Raw genomic sequence first — 16,646 nt, forward strand, 5'->3', positions numbered from 1 at the left:
TTGGTGTCATGCCCAGATTTGCCGAGTTCGATGTGGAAGGCCTGCGGAAATCCAGCGCCGTAGCGGACTTTCCCTGGTCAGAGACGTGGGTCACGTTGATCCGCGTCGATGCCAAGGGAGTTGTCCGGCAAGCCAAGTCGTTGACGGAGAAAGTTTCTTTGCTGACCGTCGCGTCGGACAAGGACCTCGTCATCGCGTCCTGTCCCGAGATTTACGCGGTCGACGACCTGTCGGCCGCCCGTGCGGCCGTCAAGGCTTCGGTCGCACGCGAAATGATCCCAAGCCTCGGATGAATGACTCCCTCCACTCGGGCTCAGCGGCGAGCGCGAGTTCAGGGAAACGCCGAAGGAGCGTTCCGAACGCGATCTCACCCTCGATACGAGCCAGGCGCGCCCCCACGCAGTAGTGGATCCCGTGACCGAACGCGACGTGTGGGTCTCGGCCCAGCTGCAGCACGTCCGGGTCGGAATACCGGGACGGATCCCGGTTCGCCGCCCCTAGTGAGACGGTGACCTGCGAAGATCTCGGAATCGTGACCCCTCCGATCACCACGTCGGAAGTGGCGACGCGACTCACCCCCAACGCGAACGGACCGTCGTGGCGCAGGAGCTCCTCGACGGCCTCCGGAATCAGGATCGGACTGTCGGCCAGCGACCGCATCAGGCCGGGATCGCGCAGCAGGGCGAGCAGACCGCTGCCGATGAGCTGCACGGTCGTCTCGTGGCCTGCTGTGATGAGCAGCACAAGGGTGCTCACGAGGTTCGGCTCGTCGCGGAGCTCGGTTATGACGTCGTCACCGGGCTCCTTGGTGGCCGCCAGACGTTCGGCGTACGCGGTGAACCTGCCGTACGCCTCGGCCATGGTCGCCGGTGCGAGCAGCTCCGCGGTGAGCTTCCGGACCTCGTCTCTGTCCTCTTCGGGCACACCTAGGAGTTCACAGATGACGGTGATCGGCAGGGGATGGGCGAACGTCTCGATGACGTCCACCTCCTCCGCGCCCTGCCACGCGTCGAGCAGCTCGTTGGCGATCTCCTCGATGCGCGGCCGGAGGGCCTCCATCCGTCGTGTGGAGAACGCACGTGCGATGGGCTTGCGCAACCGCGTGTGCTCCGGCGGGTCCGTGTGGTTCAGCATGCCGCCGGGGATGACGGCACTGCTGAGGCCGGGATGGCTGAGTGCCTGCACGACGTCTTCGTAGCGGCTGACCATCCACGACCTCTGGCCGTCCGGGGTCTCGATCAGCGCGGGGCCCCGCTCGCGCCACTCGTCGAAGTACGGGGTCGGATCGGTGAAGAAGCTCATGCCGTTCATCGTGGTGTTCGCGCTGGTCAAGAGCATGAGTAGGCGATCGCCCATCTTGTCGGTGGGGATCACCTAGCCTGACGGCATGGGGTGGCCGTTCGTGGGGAGGGACGCCGAACTCATCGCGGTCCGGCGTGCGGTGCGAGATGCGGGGCTGATCGTGGCTGGTCCCGCCGGCGTGGGCAAGACACGGCTGTTGGACGAAGTCGAGTGCGACGTCCGGCTGCGTGCCACGGCGGCGATGTCGGAGATTCCCCTCGGCGTGATGGCGCCCTTCTTGCCGTCGGTGGACCCCTCGCCGTTGGCCATGCTGACCGCCGCACGGACGGCGTTGCGCGGTCGCGTCGTGGTGGTCGATGACGTGCACCTGCTCGACGACGCGTCGGCAGGCCTGCTGCACCAGCTCGTACAACACAGGGAAGCCGTCGTGGTGGCGACGCTGCGTTCGGGCGAACGCGCGCCGGAACCCGTGGTGGCGCTCTGGAAGGACGAGCTGCTGCCGCGCATCGAGCTCGAGCCGCTCGGACGTGCAGCGGTGGTCGAGGTGCTGGAGACCGTGCTCGGCGGCGTGCTGGACAGCGTGACGGCCGATCGGCTGTGGACGGCGTCCGCCGGAAACATGTTGCTGCTGCGGGAGATGCACTTCGCCGCGCAGTGGGTGTCGCACGGCGGTGTGTGGTCGTTGGACGGACCGCTGCCGTTGTCACCACGGCTGGTGGAGCTGATCGAGGCCCACCTCGCCGCCGTGCCTGCCGAGGAACGCCGGGTGCTGGAACTGCTCGCGTTCGGCGAGCCGCTGGACCTGGCCGTATCGGAGGCGTTGGACGGGCTCGTCACCGTGACCGATGACGGGCTGAGGCTCGCGCATCCGTTGTATGGCGAAGTCTTGCGCGCGCAGTGCCCTCCCCTGCGCAAGCGGAACCATCAGCGGTATCTGGCTTCGGTACTCGACGATCCGCTGCGAGTAGCGGTGTTGCGTCTGGACAGCGGTACGGCGGACGATCCCGAATTGCTGCTGCGGGCCGCGAAGCTCGCCAGTGCGACAGGTGGCGTTGTTCTGGCAGAACGGCTCGCACGGGCCGCATGGTCCGTCGGTGGTGGTGTCGAAGCCGCACGGCAGTTGGCCTTCATCCTGGTGTTCACGGATCGTGCGGAGGAAGCCGAGGAGGTCTTCGCGTCGGTTGCGACCGACGACGACCCGATCGAGGTCCGCACCATGCGCGCCATGAATCTCGGATGGGCTCTCGGGCGCTCCGAGGAAGCCGCAGAGATGATCATGCTGCCGGTCGGACGTGCCGTGTTCCTGTACTTCGACGGCAAGTACGGCGAGGCTCGTGCGCTGCTCTCGCCCTCGGACCCTGGTGAGGCGGCGATCCTCGCGATGATCGATGTGGTGCAGGGCAGGTACACGGGCCCGTTCCCGATCATCCCGCCCAACCCCGAGGTGGGGCTGGGCGCTGAGATGAACGCGTTCTCCGAGGTGTTCGTGTACTCCCTGCACGGTGAACTGGCCCGTGCGGAGCGTCTTGCCGTGCAAGCGCATCGGGAGAAGGCCGAGTGGGACTCCATGCGGTCGAGTTGGGCCGTGTCGTGCGCCGGCTTGGCACGGGCCGGTGGCCGGCTGCTCGAAGCACGACGCTTGCTGCGAGAGGCACGGCCCACGCAGCCGTTCGTGCGGCTCTGCGAACTCGCCCACGTGGAGGCGTTGCTGGGCAACGACGCGCGTGCGGCTCGCCGAGGCGGAAGCGTTGGCGCCGCCGGGAATGCGTCCGTACGGCATCGGGCTGTGGGAGGCGCGGATCTGGGCGGGCGGGACGTCGCCGTTCGAGGCGGCCGAGGACGCCAGGACGCACACCGAGTTCGCCGCCGAGGCGGTGTTCCTGCACGACGCGGTGAGGCTCGGACACGCCTCCGATGCCCTGGACCGGCTGCGGGAGCTCGCCGCCACGACGACGGGGCTGCTGGTGCCGGTGTACGCCGCACATGCGGAGGCGTTGGTGCGCAACGACTCCGCAGCGTTGGAAGAGGTGGCCGCGCGGTTCGAGGAGGCCGGATACCTGCTGTTCGCGGCGGAAGCCGCAGCCGCGTCGGGCAACCGTGCGCTGGCCGGGCGGTTGATCGGCCTGTGCGAGGGCGCACGAACGCCCGCGCTGGCACGGGTGGCGTTGGTGCCGCTCACCAAGCGGGAGCGCGAGGTCGCCGTGCTGGCCGCACGGGGACTCACGAACAAGGAGATCGCCGAGTCGTTGGTGATCTCCGTGCGGACCGTCGACAACCACCTGTCCAACACGTACGCGAAGCTCGGGATCGCGACCCGCGGCGAACTCGCCCTGGTCCTTGCGGATGATCTCGGCGGGAGGGGTTGACGCTCGGGTGGGAGCTCTGGGACGCCGCGGAGATCTATCCGCGGCGCAACCCGTCGTTGCCCCTCATCGCCAGGCAGCGCGAACTGCTGGCGTTGTTCGGGAGTTAGTCGTCGGCCGTGAGGCTGTGTCCGTCCCACGTGAAGCGCACGGTCGTCACGGCGTCGTCCCCGTCGGTGCCGGTCGTGAGCTGGTGGATGGCGATGCCGGTCAGCTCCCGGTAGTCGCACCACTCGTGGTCCGACGTGAGCACCAGGTCGAGGTCGAAGTTGACCAGCAGTTCCAGCAGCTGGCCGCGGTTGGTGGCGTCGACGCCGACGAAGACCTCGTCCAGCAGGATCAGGCGTGGTGCGGTCGGGGTGGCGTGGTAGTGCGCGGCCGCCGCGGCGAACAGCGGGAGGTGCAGGACGATGGCCTTCTCGCCGCCGGACAACGCGCCGTGCACGCGTTTGGTCACCGGGACCCAGCCTTCGCCACGATCCACCTTCACGACGAATTGGTGCCACGTCGTGTAGTCGAGCACCTGGGCGAGTTGTTGTTCCCAGCCCGTGGCGGAGTCGTGCGCGCGTGCTTCATCCACGCGCTCGCGGAAGAACTGGTGCAGCAACGCGCGTTCGTCGTCGTTCAGGTCTGAACGCAGCAGGAGGTCGCGGGCCTCTCGGGTGCCGGGCGGCAGCTGGGGGTCGACCTGCCAGTCGAGTTGCACGCGGATGCCGGACGCGGTTTGGACGCGCTCCAAGTGCTGGTTCATGGTGACGACGAGCTCGGACGCGCCCTGGATGCGCTGGGCGATGTGCCTTCGGGTGTCGCCGGTGAGGGTCTGGTCGAAGAGGTCGCGTTCGCCGTCCGTGATGTGGGTGCGCACGCGGTCGCGTTCGGCTTGCAGCGCTTGAAGCAGGGCGTGCGCGCCCATGCGCGCGCCGTCCAGCGTCGCGGTGAGCACGGTGACGTCGTCGTCGGGGTCGAGCGACAGGTCGATGCGGCCGGCCAGCTGGTGCTGTGCCTGGTGAACGGCGGCGCCGAGACGGGACTCGGAGTCGCGGATCAGGCGCGGGTCCACCGGTTCGTCGGGCACCTCACCGGCGTCGGCGGGCAGGTGGCCGCTGGTCAGGTGGCGATAGCGCGCTTCGGCCGCCTCGTGCACGACTGCTGCTTCCGCGGCGCGTGCGGTGTCGACCTTGCGCTTCTCCTCCAACGTACCGAGTGTGCGCGCCAGGCCCGTCTGCTTGTCCTGCAGCAGTTCGCGTTCCTCGGCGAGCGCGAGAGCCTTGGCACGCAACGAGATGAGCTGCTGGTCCAGAGCCTGGAACTCGGAGCCCGCGGCACGTTCCACGGTCTCCAGCGTGATGGTGAGGTCGGCGGCCTCCTGCTGCCGGGCGGCCGTCGTCTCCTCGGCCTCGTCGGCCAGCGCGCTGCTCGTCGAGGCGCGGTTGCCGGCCTCGACCGACAGCGCCTCGGTGGTGAACGCGTCGTGGCGGTCGTCCAGCCAGCGGTGGGCCGCGGTGGCGAACGCCGCCAGCGCGTCCGCGTCCGGGATGTCGGTGGTCGTGGCGTGCTGGGCGACGACGGCCTCGGCCTCGGCCACCCGCTGAGCTGCGGCCGCGACGGCGTCTTTCCGCGCCGCACAACGCAACTGCGCCTTCGTCCGCTGCTCTTCGGCGATCTCGATCGGGTCGGTCGAGGGCTGCCTGGCCAGTTCGCCGGCCAGCGTGGCGCGGCGCACGGCGATCTGGTTCAGCGCGGCGTCCACACCGGACAGATCGGTGGCGAGCTGCTCGATCAGTCCGGTCAGTTCGGCGATCCGGCCCGCGCGGGCCCGTTTGCGGGCGTCCGCGCCGATGTAGGTGGGGAAGTCCTTGGTCCAGCGGCCGTGCGCGTTGGCCAGGCGCCACGTCCCGTCCGCGCCGATCGCGACGGCGTGACCGGTGGCCGTGTCGCCGAACGCGACGCTTTCCAGGAACCGGCGGCAGCGCTCGTCCTCGGTGACGAGCACCTCCAGCAGCGTGTAGCCCGGAGCGGGAGGTGCCAAGGACGGTTCCGCGAAACGGTCCTGGTGGAGCAGGCCGAACGAGTTGTCCGGCGTGAGCCACGCGTCGAGCAGGCCGGACGCCTCCAGCGCCGCCTCGACCGCGCCACGCACGGGCAGTGGCGTGCCGGGGCGGAAGTCGACCAGACGCCACAGAGGGGCACCCACGGCGTGATGGCGGTAGTCGTCGCCACGCGTGTACGGCGCAGGTGGTGGTACATCGACCTGATTGGCGAGCTTCTCGCGGATGGCGTTGTACTGCGAGAGCTGGCCGTTCAACGCCGTGCGCGTCTCCTCCAGACGCGCTTCGATGCGGCTGAACTCCTCGCGAGCGCGTGCGGCAGCCTCGACGACCTCGCCGTGCTCGGACACGTTCAGCTCAGCACACCCGTGCGCCCACGTGTCGAAGTCCGCACGGAACTTCGCAAACGCTTGCTCGAACGTCCGCTGCGCCGCGGCTTCCGCTTCCGTGGCGAGGTCGAGCTCGTCACGCGTCTCCTCAAGCCGTTGGCGTGCGGCATTCCGTGCGTCGACGGCTCTCTCGTGCGCGGCGACGGCACGAGAGATCGCGTTGATCTCGGTGGACCGGGACTCGATGGCGGCGGTGAGCAGCTGACGGCCCGACCGCGCGTCGGCGTGCGACTCGATCTCCTCGAACACCGACGGCATACCCGCCTGCTCGGCGGCTTCCCGTGCGATCACAGCGGACCGTCGCAGCTCATCGGCGCGTGCGGCCGCATCGGACTTGGCCTGCTCCGCCCGTTCCTCGTCGGCAACGGCCCGCGCGCGGAGTTTCACCGCGTGCGCGGCGGCCTCCGAAGCGCGCAGGCTCGCGGCGGAAAGCTGCTGCCGCAACAGGTCGAGCTGCTTGCCCTCCTGGTACGCGGGCAGGTCGGAGATGCCGGAGATCTCCGCGCCGACCGCGCTCGCCTCGCGTCCCAGCGCCGCGAGCTGGTCGAACGCCTCGTCGGTCAGCGTGATCTGCCGCTGGTAGCGGCGTTCGCTCATCCGCGCGGCCCGCGTCAGGTCCTCGAGCTGCTCGGTCGACGACTCCAGCGCCCGTGCGGCCGCTCCGAGAACGCGCTGGGCGTAGACGCGCTGCACGTCCGCGAGCCGTTCGGCGGTGAAGATCTCCTCGTCGAGCCGCCGCAGTTCCTCGCGCTGGCGGTCGAGCCGTTCGAACCCCTCGGCGATCTCGGTCAGATCGGACTGGTCCAGCGGCGGAAGCGCCTTGGACAGCAACAAGGACAGCACGCTCGGGTCGAGCCGCTCGGACAGCTTCGGCGTGCGCAGCTGCAACAACGCGGTGATCAGCGAGTCGTACCGTTGCTCGCTCACGCCGGGGAACAACGTCGTCCGCACCGTGTGGCGGTAATCGGCCGGTGAGGCGTGCACGACGCCGTGCTCACCGATCGCGGCGATGAGATCGGTCTTGGTCAACGGGCGCCCGGCCTCGTTCACCAGCGCCAGATCGCCGATCCTGAGCGACGTGGTGAAGTACGTGGCGATGACGTTCGTCGTGTTCGTCGTGGCCTGGAGCCGCGCACCGCACGTGAACCACTGCTCGCCGAGTTGGAACTCCAGCCACACGTACCCGACGCGCGTGCTGCCCTGGTTGCCCTCGCCCATGAGGTTCCAGTGCATCGTGCGGTCCGCACTGCCGAACGTCGACAGCCGGTGCGGACGCAGGTTCGCGTCGAACAGGTACGGCAGCAGCAGCTCGAGCGCCTTCGACTTGCCCGTGCCGTTGGGACCCCTGAGCAGCAGTCTGCCCTGGTAGAACGAGAAGATCTCGTCGTAGTAGCGCCAGACGTTGATGATGCCGGCGCGGCTCGGTTGCCACCGGTCAGTCATTGAGCTCCTCGACCGCGTACCTGGCTGCGGCGGGCAGCCTGTGAACGGTGCCGTTCTCCGTGCGTGCGAGCCCGAACGCCTCCAGCAGTTCGAGCGCGTCCGCCGCGAGCCTGCCCGCGCCACCGTCCGACTGGTAGGCCTTCGCCCAGGTGCGGAACTTCCTGAGCAGCTCGCGTACTTCTTCGACCAGGTCCTCCGTGGTGGCCGGACCCTCTGCCAACCGGTCGAGCAACAACAACGCGGCGACCTTCGCGTGGTTGTCGTCGTCCGGGAACCTCGTGTCCGTGGCGATCGCGTCGGCGTCGACCACGAGATAGCCCTCGGCGCGTTCCTCCAGCGTGCAGCCGGCGAGCCGGACGCCCGTCTGGACGACCTTGCGCCCGGCAGGGGATGTCAGGAACGCGAGCTGATTCGCGGTGAGATCTTCCCTGTACAGCACCGGATCATCGATGAGCCTGCGCATCACGGAGTGGCGTTGCCACAGGCTGCGGTGAGCGGTGTCGTAGCGGGTCTCGCGGGTCAGCCCCGCGATCGTGTCCACTGTGGAGGGCGGCACCGGTGCGGCCAGCAGGCGGGTGATGAGCGTCGGGTCCGCGCGGACGTGCTCACCGGTCTCGACACCGCCCTGCTCCTCGAGGAACGTCAGGACGTCGTTGAACGCGTTGCGGTCGCTGCGCCTGCCCGGGTCGAACTGGATGCCGTCTTCGGCAGCGGCCTGTTTCGTGCGGGTCGTCAGCTCGTCGAGCGTGCTCACCGGCGCCGCCAGCAGTTCCGCGCACACGAGGCACAGCAGCGTGTAGCGCCGCCGGTCGAACGCCGGACGCGTGCGGTCGGGCCGTTGCGTCACCTTGAAGAGGCGCGCGTAGCCGGCACGCGGCTCGACGATCACACGCCAGCCGCAGTAATAGTCGAACCACTTCGTGATCGGTTCGCGGCGCCGCCTGATGAGGTCGAAACCGTCGTGGTCCTGCGTCGCGGTCAGCAACGGACGCGCGAGCAGCAGACGAACGCCACGCGCCACCTCTTCGCTCTCCAGCCGTGCGAGCTGGTTCCCCGTGCGGCTCATCGGCTCTGCACGTCGATCACGTAGTCGGGCCCGCTCAGCGTGCCCTTCTGGGTGGTCATGGTCGCCCAGCCGCGCGCGTTGCGCAGGTTGATCTGCATCCGCCCGTCACTGGTACCGGCCGTGCGCGTGCCGGTGCTGTCCGGGTCGCTGCCCAGCGCCCTGCCGACCAGGTCGATCAGCCGGTGGAACGTGTCGTGGTCGAGGTTCGTGAGCGTGGAGATCCGGATCGCGCCGTCGGTCTGGATCTGCGACCACGCGTACTCGAGCTCGGCACGTTCCCTCTCCGCCTGCTCGCGGCGGTTGCGGCGCACCTCGTCGACGTTGCGGACCTTGCCGGTGGCACCGATGTGCTCCTGCTTCCCGGTCGCGCGCAGCTGCGGCGACACGGGCACCGGCGGCGTGTTGTGCCACGCCTCGCCGCTCGGCAGCAGCTCACCGTCGGCGTGCGCGAGGTGCGCGTGCCTGGCCGGCCACAACCCGAACGCGGCGTTGAACAGCTCGTGCGCCTCGTCCTCGGTCTCGGTCCGCGCGAACCACCGGGCGAGCGCCCTGAAGTCGGCCGCGGTGTTCGTGGGCTTCTTGCGCTGCTCGCTGATCCGGTCGAGCACCCGCAGCAACTGCACGATCGCCTTGCGCGACACGTCCTGCAGCTCCTCGACGCGCGGCGGGTTGTCGCAGAACCACGCTTTCAGTTCGTTCCAGTGCTCTTTGCGCTGCTGCAGCCAGTGATCGGGGACGAGCCCGGCCCCGTTGCGGGCGCGTTCGAGCAGCTCGGTGGAGTCGATGGCTTGGACGGCCTCTCGGATCTTCAGCTTGCGCGCGTCCAGCTCCGCGATGAAGTCGCGCAGGTAGGTGACCGTCGTGCGCTTGACGTCCTGGAACGTGGCCAGGTCGGCCTGGTCGTCCCGCAGCAGCCTCTGCAGGTCCGCGTTGAACCGCGTCGTGCCGGTCTTGAACGCTTCCAGGTGGCCTTCGAGCTGGGTGAGCGTGGTGAACGCTTGGCGATCTTCCAGCGGCTTCTGGAGTTCGTCGAGGTGGGCCGCGATGGCGTCGAGCACGGCGGTCTGCAGCGCGCCCTCGGTCGTGAGGGTGTGGACGGCCTGCCGGATGCCGGCGTACGCGGCCTCGCCGAACCGGGTGAGGCCGTACCGGTGCTGCGACGCGTCGAGCAGGCCCCACTGACGGAGAGCAGTGAGGGACGCGGTGAGCTCGTCGTCCGTCACCTGCTCGGACCAGCCGACGCTTCTCAGCCGTTGCTGCACGTCATCGGCGGTGAGGACGGTCTGCAGGCACTCGTTCGCCACCCCGAACACGCGCATCACTGCAGTGTGCAGCTCCGCCTGGTCGGTCGTGGTGAAGCGGAACAGGTCCGCGGGCACCGGTGGAAACGTCGTCACCTGTGCCACCGTAGCTTGTCGCAGTAGGGCTTTCGGGTGACAGGGCGCACGGCTGAGCCCTACGTCGTCATCGACCGCAGGTGGTCCTGAGTCTCGTGGTCCTCGGAATAGACGCAGACACCGCGCATGCCCCTGGTGAGCAGCACCTTGTAGGTGTTGCGGATCAGCCTGGCGAAGTGGAGTTCGCCGGCCTTCTTCACCGCGGGGTCGTACGAGTGCTCGCGCCGCGCCTCCCAGTGGTCGTCACGCCAGACGAAGTCGTTCCCGAAGATCACGCCGGCCCAGTCGTACTCGAAGCCCTGCGCGGTGTAGATGCAGCCGACCTGGCCGAACCCGCGCTCGTCGCTGGCCCAGAAGTGCGACGCCGGTGCGTCGGGGACCCGCTGTTCGGGCTTGGCGTTCCACGGCCGGTGCCAGTCGCCGATCCTCACGTCCGGCACCAGCACCTTCGTTCCGCCCTCGGTGACGGGATCGCTCCACTTCCAGCAGTAGCCGGCCGCGATGCGCGCGGTGCCACCCTCCTTGTCCTGCCTGTCGAGCAGCCACGACTCCATCTCACGTGGCGACTCCGCGCTGCGCACCACGAACTCGTCGTCGGTGCGGGTGACCAAAGTGGACCACGGCGTCGGCGTGCCCTTGATCCCCAGCAGCTTGGCGACCCACGCGTCGAAGAACTCGGATCCGCCGCAGCGGAACTGGCCACCCAGCTCCACCACCTGCACGTCGCAGCCTGCGGCCTCGGCCGCGGCCTCGATCTCCACCCGCGAGCCCATCTCGCCGGGCCGCACCGTCTGGTTCTCGTCGAGCAGGAACACCGGCACCTTGGCCGCGTCGATCAGCTCCTCGATCTGCCTGCGTGCCTTCTCCCTGACCTCCCGCTTCGTGTAGCGGTTGAGGCTGGTCTCGCGAATGCGGTGCGCCTCGTCGCAGATCAGCACGTCCAGACCGAGCGGATCCGCGGCGATGAAGTCGTTGAAGTACTTGAACATCGTCTGGACCCGCTTGTTGCGGCTGCCCGCGTGCTTGCGCATCGTGCTCGTGAACGACGAAGAACCCGTGGCGTGGAAGGCCGTCCTGCCCTGCCGGGCCAACTCGCCGAGCAGGCTCAGCGCGATGACGCTCTTCCCGGAGCCGGGGCCGCCCAGCACGATCACCACTGTCTGCTTGCGCGACGCCCTTGCCTTCTCCACCGCTCTGCGGACCAGGGTGTACGCGACCTGCTGTTCGTCCAGCAGGACGAACTGTTCGCGTTCCTGTATCTCCTTGGCCGCCAGGGTGAGCAGCGGCTTGGACGGTGCGTGCCGCATGCCGAGGAACTCGTCGGCGGCGTCACGGGCACCGTCGCGCGTCGCGGTGTCGGTGTCGAGCAACGCGCGGAGCCGGTTGATCAGCTCGCCCTTGTTGTCGAGCGTGTAGAGCTCACCGAACTCGTCGACGCCATAGCGCGTGATGTTCCAGACGCCGGCCTTGCGGGCGTTGTGCAGGTAAGCCACCCCGTGCACGGAATCCGGCTGCGCGGCGAGGGCGGGCGTCGAGTCCACGAGGTACTCGCGGTACCGCCGGACCTGTTCGAGCGGATGCAGGACGGGCTGCGGGTAGAACTCGACCTTGACCAGGTCGTCGCCGTACGGCTCGGCCTTCGACCACTGCTTGAGCTCGACGATCACGTACGAGGGCCTGCCGTGCCGGGGGTTCTGACCGCACAGCACCACGTCCACGCGCTTCGGGCTGTGCGGAAGCTTGTGTTCCAGCAGCACCTCGACGTGGCCGAGACCGGCGTCGACGAGATCACCGAGGAACGTCGGCAGACTGTTCTGCCAGGACCGCACCTCGCCGCGGCTCACGCCTGACTCGAACTGGATGCGCGCCTGATCCTCCAGCAGCTTGTGCAGCCGATCTGCCAGCGCGTCTTCGAGCAGCGACTGGGCACTCTTGCGGACGAGAGCCACTCTTGTTCCCCCACCTGGGCACGCGGAATACACGTGCGGGTGGGGGCAACGACGAGGTGCCTTGGTCAGGTCACGCTCGGTGCCCGTCGGGCCGCAGAGGAGAGATTACCTTCGAATCGATCATTCAGGCGGCAGGCCAGCCGCTGCCGACTTAGCAACGCGAACTCGCCGTCCAGCCCGTCACGTATCGCCACTGATCTGGGCGACAGATGGAGTGCGATGTCGTCTCGCTTGCTCGATACGAGCAGGTGCCGCAACTGGCCGCGCATCACTTCCGGGCCGCCCACCATGCGATCGAGCGCGGATTCCTCGATCACAGCGACAAAACGCAGCGGGCTGGTCTCGTCTGTCAGGCGTGCCTGCCGCTCCTCGCGGAGCTTGACGATGCGTTCGATGCGGACGCGATCAGCGCTGACTGTCGAGGGGAACGGGATGGCGAGGCACTCCTGCGACGACACAAGCGCGTCCACTTCGACCGGCCCACCTACCCGAGCATCACGCCCACGAGCGAACAGCTGGTTGCACGTGACCGATCTGGGCCACGAGGGCGCCTCCACCGAGGCGGTGATCGGGCGCTACCTCGTGGACGCACGCGGAGAGATCACCGATCAATACGTGCCCAATCCCCGATATCAGGCGCGTGAAATCACCTTCGATAGCGACCTCGAGTCGTTGATGTACCTCGTGCACCGCGGATACGCGGACAAGCGGAACTGGTCGACGCGGTGCTGGCCGCCGAACTCGTGCTGCCCGCTGATCCCGCTCGCGAACCGAGAAAGCATCTCGTCCTGCGCAAGGACGTCGTGGACGTCTTCGCCTCTGAACGGGCGCGGCCGCGTGACTGGCCGCCGCACTGGCACCGTTTCAGCGGAGTCGAGCTGGCAGTGGTGGTGGACGCGCTGGAGCAGCCGGTCACGGTGCTGGTGACCGCGCAGGGCGGGGTTCAGTTCGAGATACCGGGCGATGTGCTCGTGGACGGGCTGCGTTCGGTGATCACGATGGGGTGATCCGCGTGGTGGCGTTGAGCCACGAACGGGATGCGTTGGGCCGATCGGCCTAATCTCCCGCCATGCGGACGAGGCTGACCCCCATGCAGCAGGCGGTGGTGGATGCCGGGCGGCCGTTGCCGCAGCTCACCGATCCGCTGGAGGTCGAGCTCCAGGTCAGTTCCTTCGTAGGGCCGTTCGCGGACAACGAGGAGTTGTGGGAGGTCGTCGTCCGGCACCTGGGGGAGGTGCCGAGCCGGCGCAGTGCGGCGTTGCTGACGGCGCTGGCGCATCTGCTGCCCGGGCGGCCCGGGGTGTGGGCTCAGGAGGCCGCGCGGCGTCAAGCCGAACCGAAGTGGGATCTGGGAACGCTTTCATTCGGGGAGTGCTGGATCGGTGACCGATCGATCGACGCCGGATATCTGGCACTGTTGTGCAGCTATTCGTACGGCGATGCGCCTCACGCGATGGTTTTCATGATCGATGAAATCAGTGGCAGCCTCACGCGGCACGCGTTTCTGACGCGGCAGGTGGAGGAGGCGCTGGCGCACCTCAGAGGTGAGATGCGGCTCGAGCTGATCACTCCCGTTGCGGCTCACTGGCTGCTCAGCCGCAGCTACGACCGGTTCGAGCGGCGGCCTTGGCTCGGGATGAGCACGGACGTGCACCAGACCCGGTTGGTCGCGCGAAGGCGAATCGCTCTCGCGATGAATTAGGTGCCTGTGCGAATCGCAACGTGGTGATTCATCCGACTGTGCACATTGTCTGTAGCTCGATCGTGGGAGGGCTATTACTGTCCGGGTTGTCGATCACAGGGGAGGGATCATCGTGGCCGTTCTTCTCGGGCGTGATGATCAGGCCCTCAGCCGTGTCCCTGACCAGGCGCGGCACCCGTGGTTGTCAGTCGCGACCCAGCGCTTCGGGCAGACGACCGCGCTGAGCCAGTTGCTGCTGGGCGCGACGCTCGGCTTCGGCATGACGTTCTGGGACGCGTTCCTCGCGCTCACGATCGGGGCCGTGCTGCTCAACGCCGTGGCGATCACGGTCGGGGTGATCGGGCAGCGGGAGGGGCTCTCGACGGCGATCCTGAGCCGGTGGACCGGGTTCGGGCACGCCGGGTCGGCGGTGCTCGGGCTGGTCATCGCCCTGTCGTGCACCGGGTGGTTCGGAGTGCAGACCGGGCTGGCTGGAGCGACGCTGGCCAACGTCGCGGGGGTGTTGCCGGCGCCGGTGTGGTCGTTGCTCTTCGGGATCGTCGTCACGGTCATCGCCGCCTATGGCGTGCGGTGGATGGCGTGGACGGCTTACGTGGCGGTGCCCGCTTTCCTGTTGTTGCTCGGCTGGCTCGTGCTGACCCACGTCGACGACGTCGGCGCCGCGCTCAGCGGTCCGGCACCGGGGCCCTCGATCGGGATGCTGACGGCGATCACGCTGGTCACCGGCAGTTTCATCGTCGGGGCGGCGATCGCGCCGGACATGACGCGCTTCAACCGCAACGAGTGGGACGTCGCCAAGCAGACGGTTCTGGGGATCACGCTCGGCGAGTGGGTCATCAGCCTGGCCGGGGTGCTCCTCGCGCACGGGCTCGGCACGACGGACGTCATGGGCGTCATCAGTGCGTCCGGCGGCTGGATCGGCGCGCTGATCGTCGTCACGGCGGTGCTGAAGATCAACGACTGGAACCTCTACTCGGCCTCGCTGGGGCTCGTGAACTTCTTCGACGCCGTGTTCGCGCTCCGGATCAGCCGGGCGCAGGTGACCGTCATCGTCGGGTGCGCGGGCAGCGTTCTCGCGGCGGCGGGCATCGTGCACCAGTTCAGCCACTTCCTGGTGCTGCTGGGCGTGGTGTTCCCGCCCGTCGCCGGGATCATGATCGCCGAGTACTTCGTCGTGCGGCGGTGGCGCAACGAGATCATCTCCACGCGGCCGTACGTGCCGCGGTCGGCGCCGTCCTGGGTGCCCGCCACGGTGGTCATCTGGCCGGTCTCGGCCCTCGCCGGCGAGCTGGTGGCGTTCGGACAGGCCAGTGTGAACGCGCTCGTGTTCGCGTTCGCGCTGTACGTCTGCGCCGGGCGGCTGGACCTGCTGCGCATGAGGACGCGCCGGGCCACCAACCGTAAGGTGGTCGAGGAAGCGTCGGCCGCCTGAGGGGTGGACATGCACATCGGTATCGACGTCGGCGGCACGAACACCGATGCCGTTCTCGTCGAGGGCCGCAGGGTCCTGGCCGTGTGCAAGGCGACGACGACGGCCGACGTGACGACCGGGATCATCGAGGCGGTCGGCGGGTTGCGGCACGCGTTCGAACCGGCGGCGATCACCGCGGTCATGATCGGCACGACGCACTTCGTCAACGCCGTCGTGGAAGGCCGGGGGCTGGCGCGGACGGCGGCCGTCCGGCTCGGACTTCCCGCCACCACGGCACTTCCGCCGTTCGTGGACTGGCCGGAGCAGCTGCGCAAGGCGATCGGCGGGCACGCGTACCTCTGCCACGGCGGCCATGAGTACGACGGCCGGGTCATCTCGCCGCTCAAAGAGGACGAACTGCGCGCCGTCGCCGCCGACATCGCGGACAAGGGCGTGCGGTCGGTCGCGATCACCTCGGTGTTCTCGTTGGTCAGCAGCGAGTTCGAACGCCGGGCCGCGGAGATCCTCACGGCCGAGGTGCCGGGGCTGCTGGTGAGCTTCTCGCACGAGATCGGGCGGCTCGGCCTGCTGGAGCGGGAGAACGCGACGATCATCAATGCCGCACTGCGCGTGCTCGCCGAGCAGATCGCCGACGGCCTCGTGGAATCCCTGACGGCACAGGGCATCGACGCCCCGCTCTACCTCAGCCAGAACGACGGCACGCTGATGGACCTGGAGTACGCGCGCTGCTACCCGGTCGCCACGTTCTCCTCGGGGCCGACGAACTCCATGCGCGGCGGCGCCTTCCTGTCCGGGACGGACGACTGCGCGGTGATCGACGTCGGCGGCACGACGACCGACATCGGCATGCTGCACAACGGTTTCCCGCGCGAGGCCTCGTCCGAGGTGGTCATCAGCGGTGTGCGCACGAACTTCCGGATGCCCGACGTCCGCTCGGTCGGCCTCGGGGGTGGCAGCGTCGTGCGGCAGCGGCCGGAGGTCGTGGTGGGCCCGGACAGCGTCGGGTTCCGGTTGTCCCGGCAGGCCCTGGTGTTCGGCGGTGACACGCTGACGGCGACGGACGTCGCGGTCGCGGCGGGCCTCGCCGACATCGGTGACGCGAGCCTGGTGCGGCACCTCGACCGCACGCTCGTGCTGTCGGTGCTCGACCACGTCGGCGACCGGATCGCCGCGCAGGTCGACCGCATGCGCACGAGCCCGGCGCCGTTGCCCGTCGTGCTGGTCGGCGGTGGCAGCGTGCTCGTGCGGGACGGGATCGAGGGCGTCAGCAGCATCGTCAGGCCGGAGCACCACGCGTTCGCCAACGCCATCGGCGCCGCGATCGCGCAGGTCGGCGGCGAGGTCGACCGGGTGTTCACGATGGAGCCGGCACGGCGTGACGAGGTGCTCGACGGCGCCCGTCAGGAGGCCGTGGACAGGGCGGTGGCGGCGGGAGCGGACGCCGGCACCGTGCGGATCGTCGAGATCGAGGAGATCCCGCTCGCGTACCTGCCGGGAAACGCGAGCCGCGTGCGCGCGCGTGCGGTGGGTGATCTGCTGCTCGGCCACTAAAGTC

Annotated in this window: 14 protein-coding genes; 6 read left to right on the forward strand and 8 right to left on the reverse strand. The window is 68.7% G+C overall.

All coding sequences use genetic code 11. The features are described 5' to 3' along the window. Positions 1–8 precede the first annotated feature (8 nt). On the forward strand, positions 9–293 hold the full coding sequence (locus AB0M48_RS16465; protein ID WP_266037982.1) for a hypothetical protein: 285 nt from the start codon (positions 9–11) through the stop codon (positions 291–293). On the opposite strand, the gene AB0M48_RS16470 is transcribed toward AB0M48_RS16465, so the two are convergent. The 3 genes from AB0M48_RS16470 to AB0M48_RS16480 form a co-directional block, all read right to left on the reverse strand. Continuing rightward, positions 250–1,338, reverse strand: a complete 1,089-nt coding sequence (locus AB0M48_RS16470; protein ID WP_363841949.1) for a cytochrome P450 — start codon at positions 1,336–1,338, stop codon at positions 250–252. The two genes, AB0M48_RS16465 and AB0M48_RS16470, sit on opposite strands and share 44 nt — an antisense overlap. Before the next feature lie 36 nt (positions 1,339–1,374). Further along, entirely contained in the window at positions 1,375–1,923 is a 549-nt protein-coding gene (locus AB0M48_RS16475) for a hypothetical protein (protein ID WP_363841952.1), read from the reverse strand. An 82-nt stretch (positions 1,924–2,005) separates the two neighbouring features. Beyond that, a complete protein-coding gene (locus AB0M48_RS16480) occupies positions 2,006–2,845 on the reverse strand; it encodes a hypothetical protein (RefSeq protein ID WP_363841955.1) in 840 nt (279 codons plus the stop codon). A gap of 181 nt (positions 2,846–3,026) precedes the next feature. Here AB0M48_RS16480 and AB0M48_RS16485 point away from each other — a divergent pair, with 181 nt between their 5' ends. Continuing rightward, positions 3,027–3,668: a helix-turn-helix transcriptional regulator gene (locus AB0M48_RS16485; protein WP_363841958.1), complete on the forward strand. Its 642-nt coding sequence runs from the start codon at positions 3,027–3,029 to the stop codon at positions 3,666–3,668. Between the two features lie 103 nt (positions 3,669–3,771). Here AB0M48_RS16485 and AB0M48_RS16490 read toward each other — a convergent pair whose 3' ends face one another. The 5 genes from AB0M48_RS16490 to AB0M48_RS16510 all read right to left on the reverse strand — a co-directional run bounded on the left by AB0M48_RS16490 (position 3,772) and on the right by AB0M48_RS16510 (position 12,427). Next, positions 3,772–7,545, reverse strand: coding sequence for a TIGR02680 family protein (locus AB0M48_RS16490; RefSeq protein ID WP_363841961.1), 3,774 nt, complete (start codon positions 7,543–7,545; stop codon positions 3,772–3,774). Continuing rightward, complete coding sequence (locus AB0M48_RS16495; protein WP_363841964.1) at positions 7,538–8,611, reverse strand: TIGR02678 family protein; 1,074 nt, start codon at positions 8,609–8,611, stop codon at positions 7,538–7,540. The genes AB0M48_RS16490 and AB0M48_RS16495 overlap by 8 nt, the downstream gene beginning before the upstream one ends. Continuing rightward, positions 8,608–10,008, reverse strand: a complete 1,401-nt coding sequence (locus tag AB0M48_RS16500; RefSeq protein WP_363841967.1) for a TIGR02677 family protein — start codon at positions 10,006–10,008, stop codon at positions 8,608–8,610. Before AB0M48_RS16500 ends, AB0M48_RS16495 begins: the two co-directional genes overlap by 4 nt. A 59-nt stretch (positions 10,009–10,067) precedes the next feature. Next, positions 10,068–11,957, reverse strand: coding sequence for a DUF2075 domain-containing protein (locus AB0M48_RS16505; protein ID WP_363841970.1), 1,890 nt, complete (start codon positions 11,955–11,957; stop codon positions 10,068–10,070). A gap of 65 nt (positions 11,958–12,022) precedes the next feature. Then, on the reverse strand, positions 12,023–12,427 hold the full coding sequence (locus AB0M48_RS16510) for a Scr1 family TA system antitoxin-like transcriptional regulator (protein ID WP_363841973.1): 405 nt from the start codon (positions 12,425–12,427) through the stop codon (positions 12,023–12,025). A 255-nt stretch (positions 12,428–12,682) separates the two neighbouring features. Between AB0M48_RS16510 and AB0M48_RS16515 the strand changes: the two genes are divergently transcribed. The 4 genes from AB0M48_RS16515 to AB0M48_RS16530 all read left to right on the forward strand — a co-directional run bounded on the left by AB0M48_RS16515 (position 12,683) and on the right by AB0M48_RS16530 (position 16,642). Continuing rightward, a complete protein-coding gene (locus AB0M48_RS16515) occupies positions 12,683–12,964 on the forward strand; it encodes a hypothetical protein (protein ID WP_363841976.1) in 282 nt (93 codons plus the stop codon). 83 nt (positions 12,965–13,047) lie between these two features. Further along, entirely contained in the window at positions 13,048–13,659 is a 612-nt protein-coding gene (locus tag AB0M48_RS16520) for a hypothetical protein (protein ID WP_363841979.1), read from the forward strand. Between the two features lie 112 nt (positions 13,660–13,771). Then, positions 13,772–15,091 (forward strand): cytosine permease, encoded by a 1,320-nt coding sequence (locus AB0M48_RS16525; protein ID WP_363841982.1) that lies wholly within the window; start codon positions 13,772–13,774, stop codon positions 15,089–15,091. A 9-nt stretch (positions 15,092–15,100) separates the two neighbouring features. Then, positions 15,101–16,642: a hydantoinase/oxoprolinase family protein gene (locus AB0M48_RS16530; protein WP_363841985.1), complete on the forward strand. Its 1,542-nt coding sequence runs from the start codon at positions 15,101–15,103 to the stop codon at positions 16,640–16,642. The last annotated feature ends 4 nt before the right edge of the window (positions 16,643–16,646 follow it).

The sequence above is a fragment of the Lentzea sp. NPDC051208 genome (genome assembly GCF_040682435.1).
Taxonomy (GTDB): Bacteria; Actinomycetota; Actinomycetes; order Mycobacteriales; family Pseudonocardiaceae; genus Lentzea; species Lentzea kristufekii.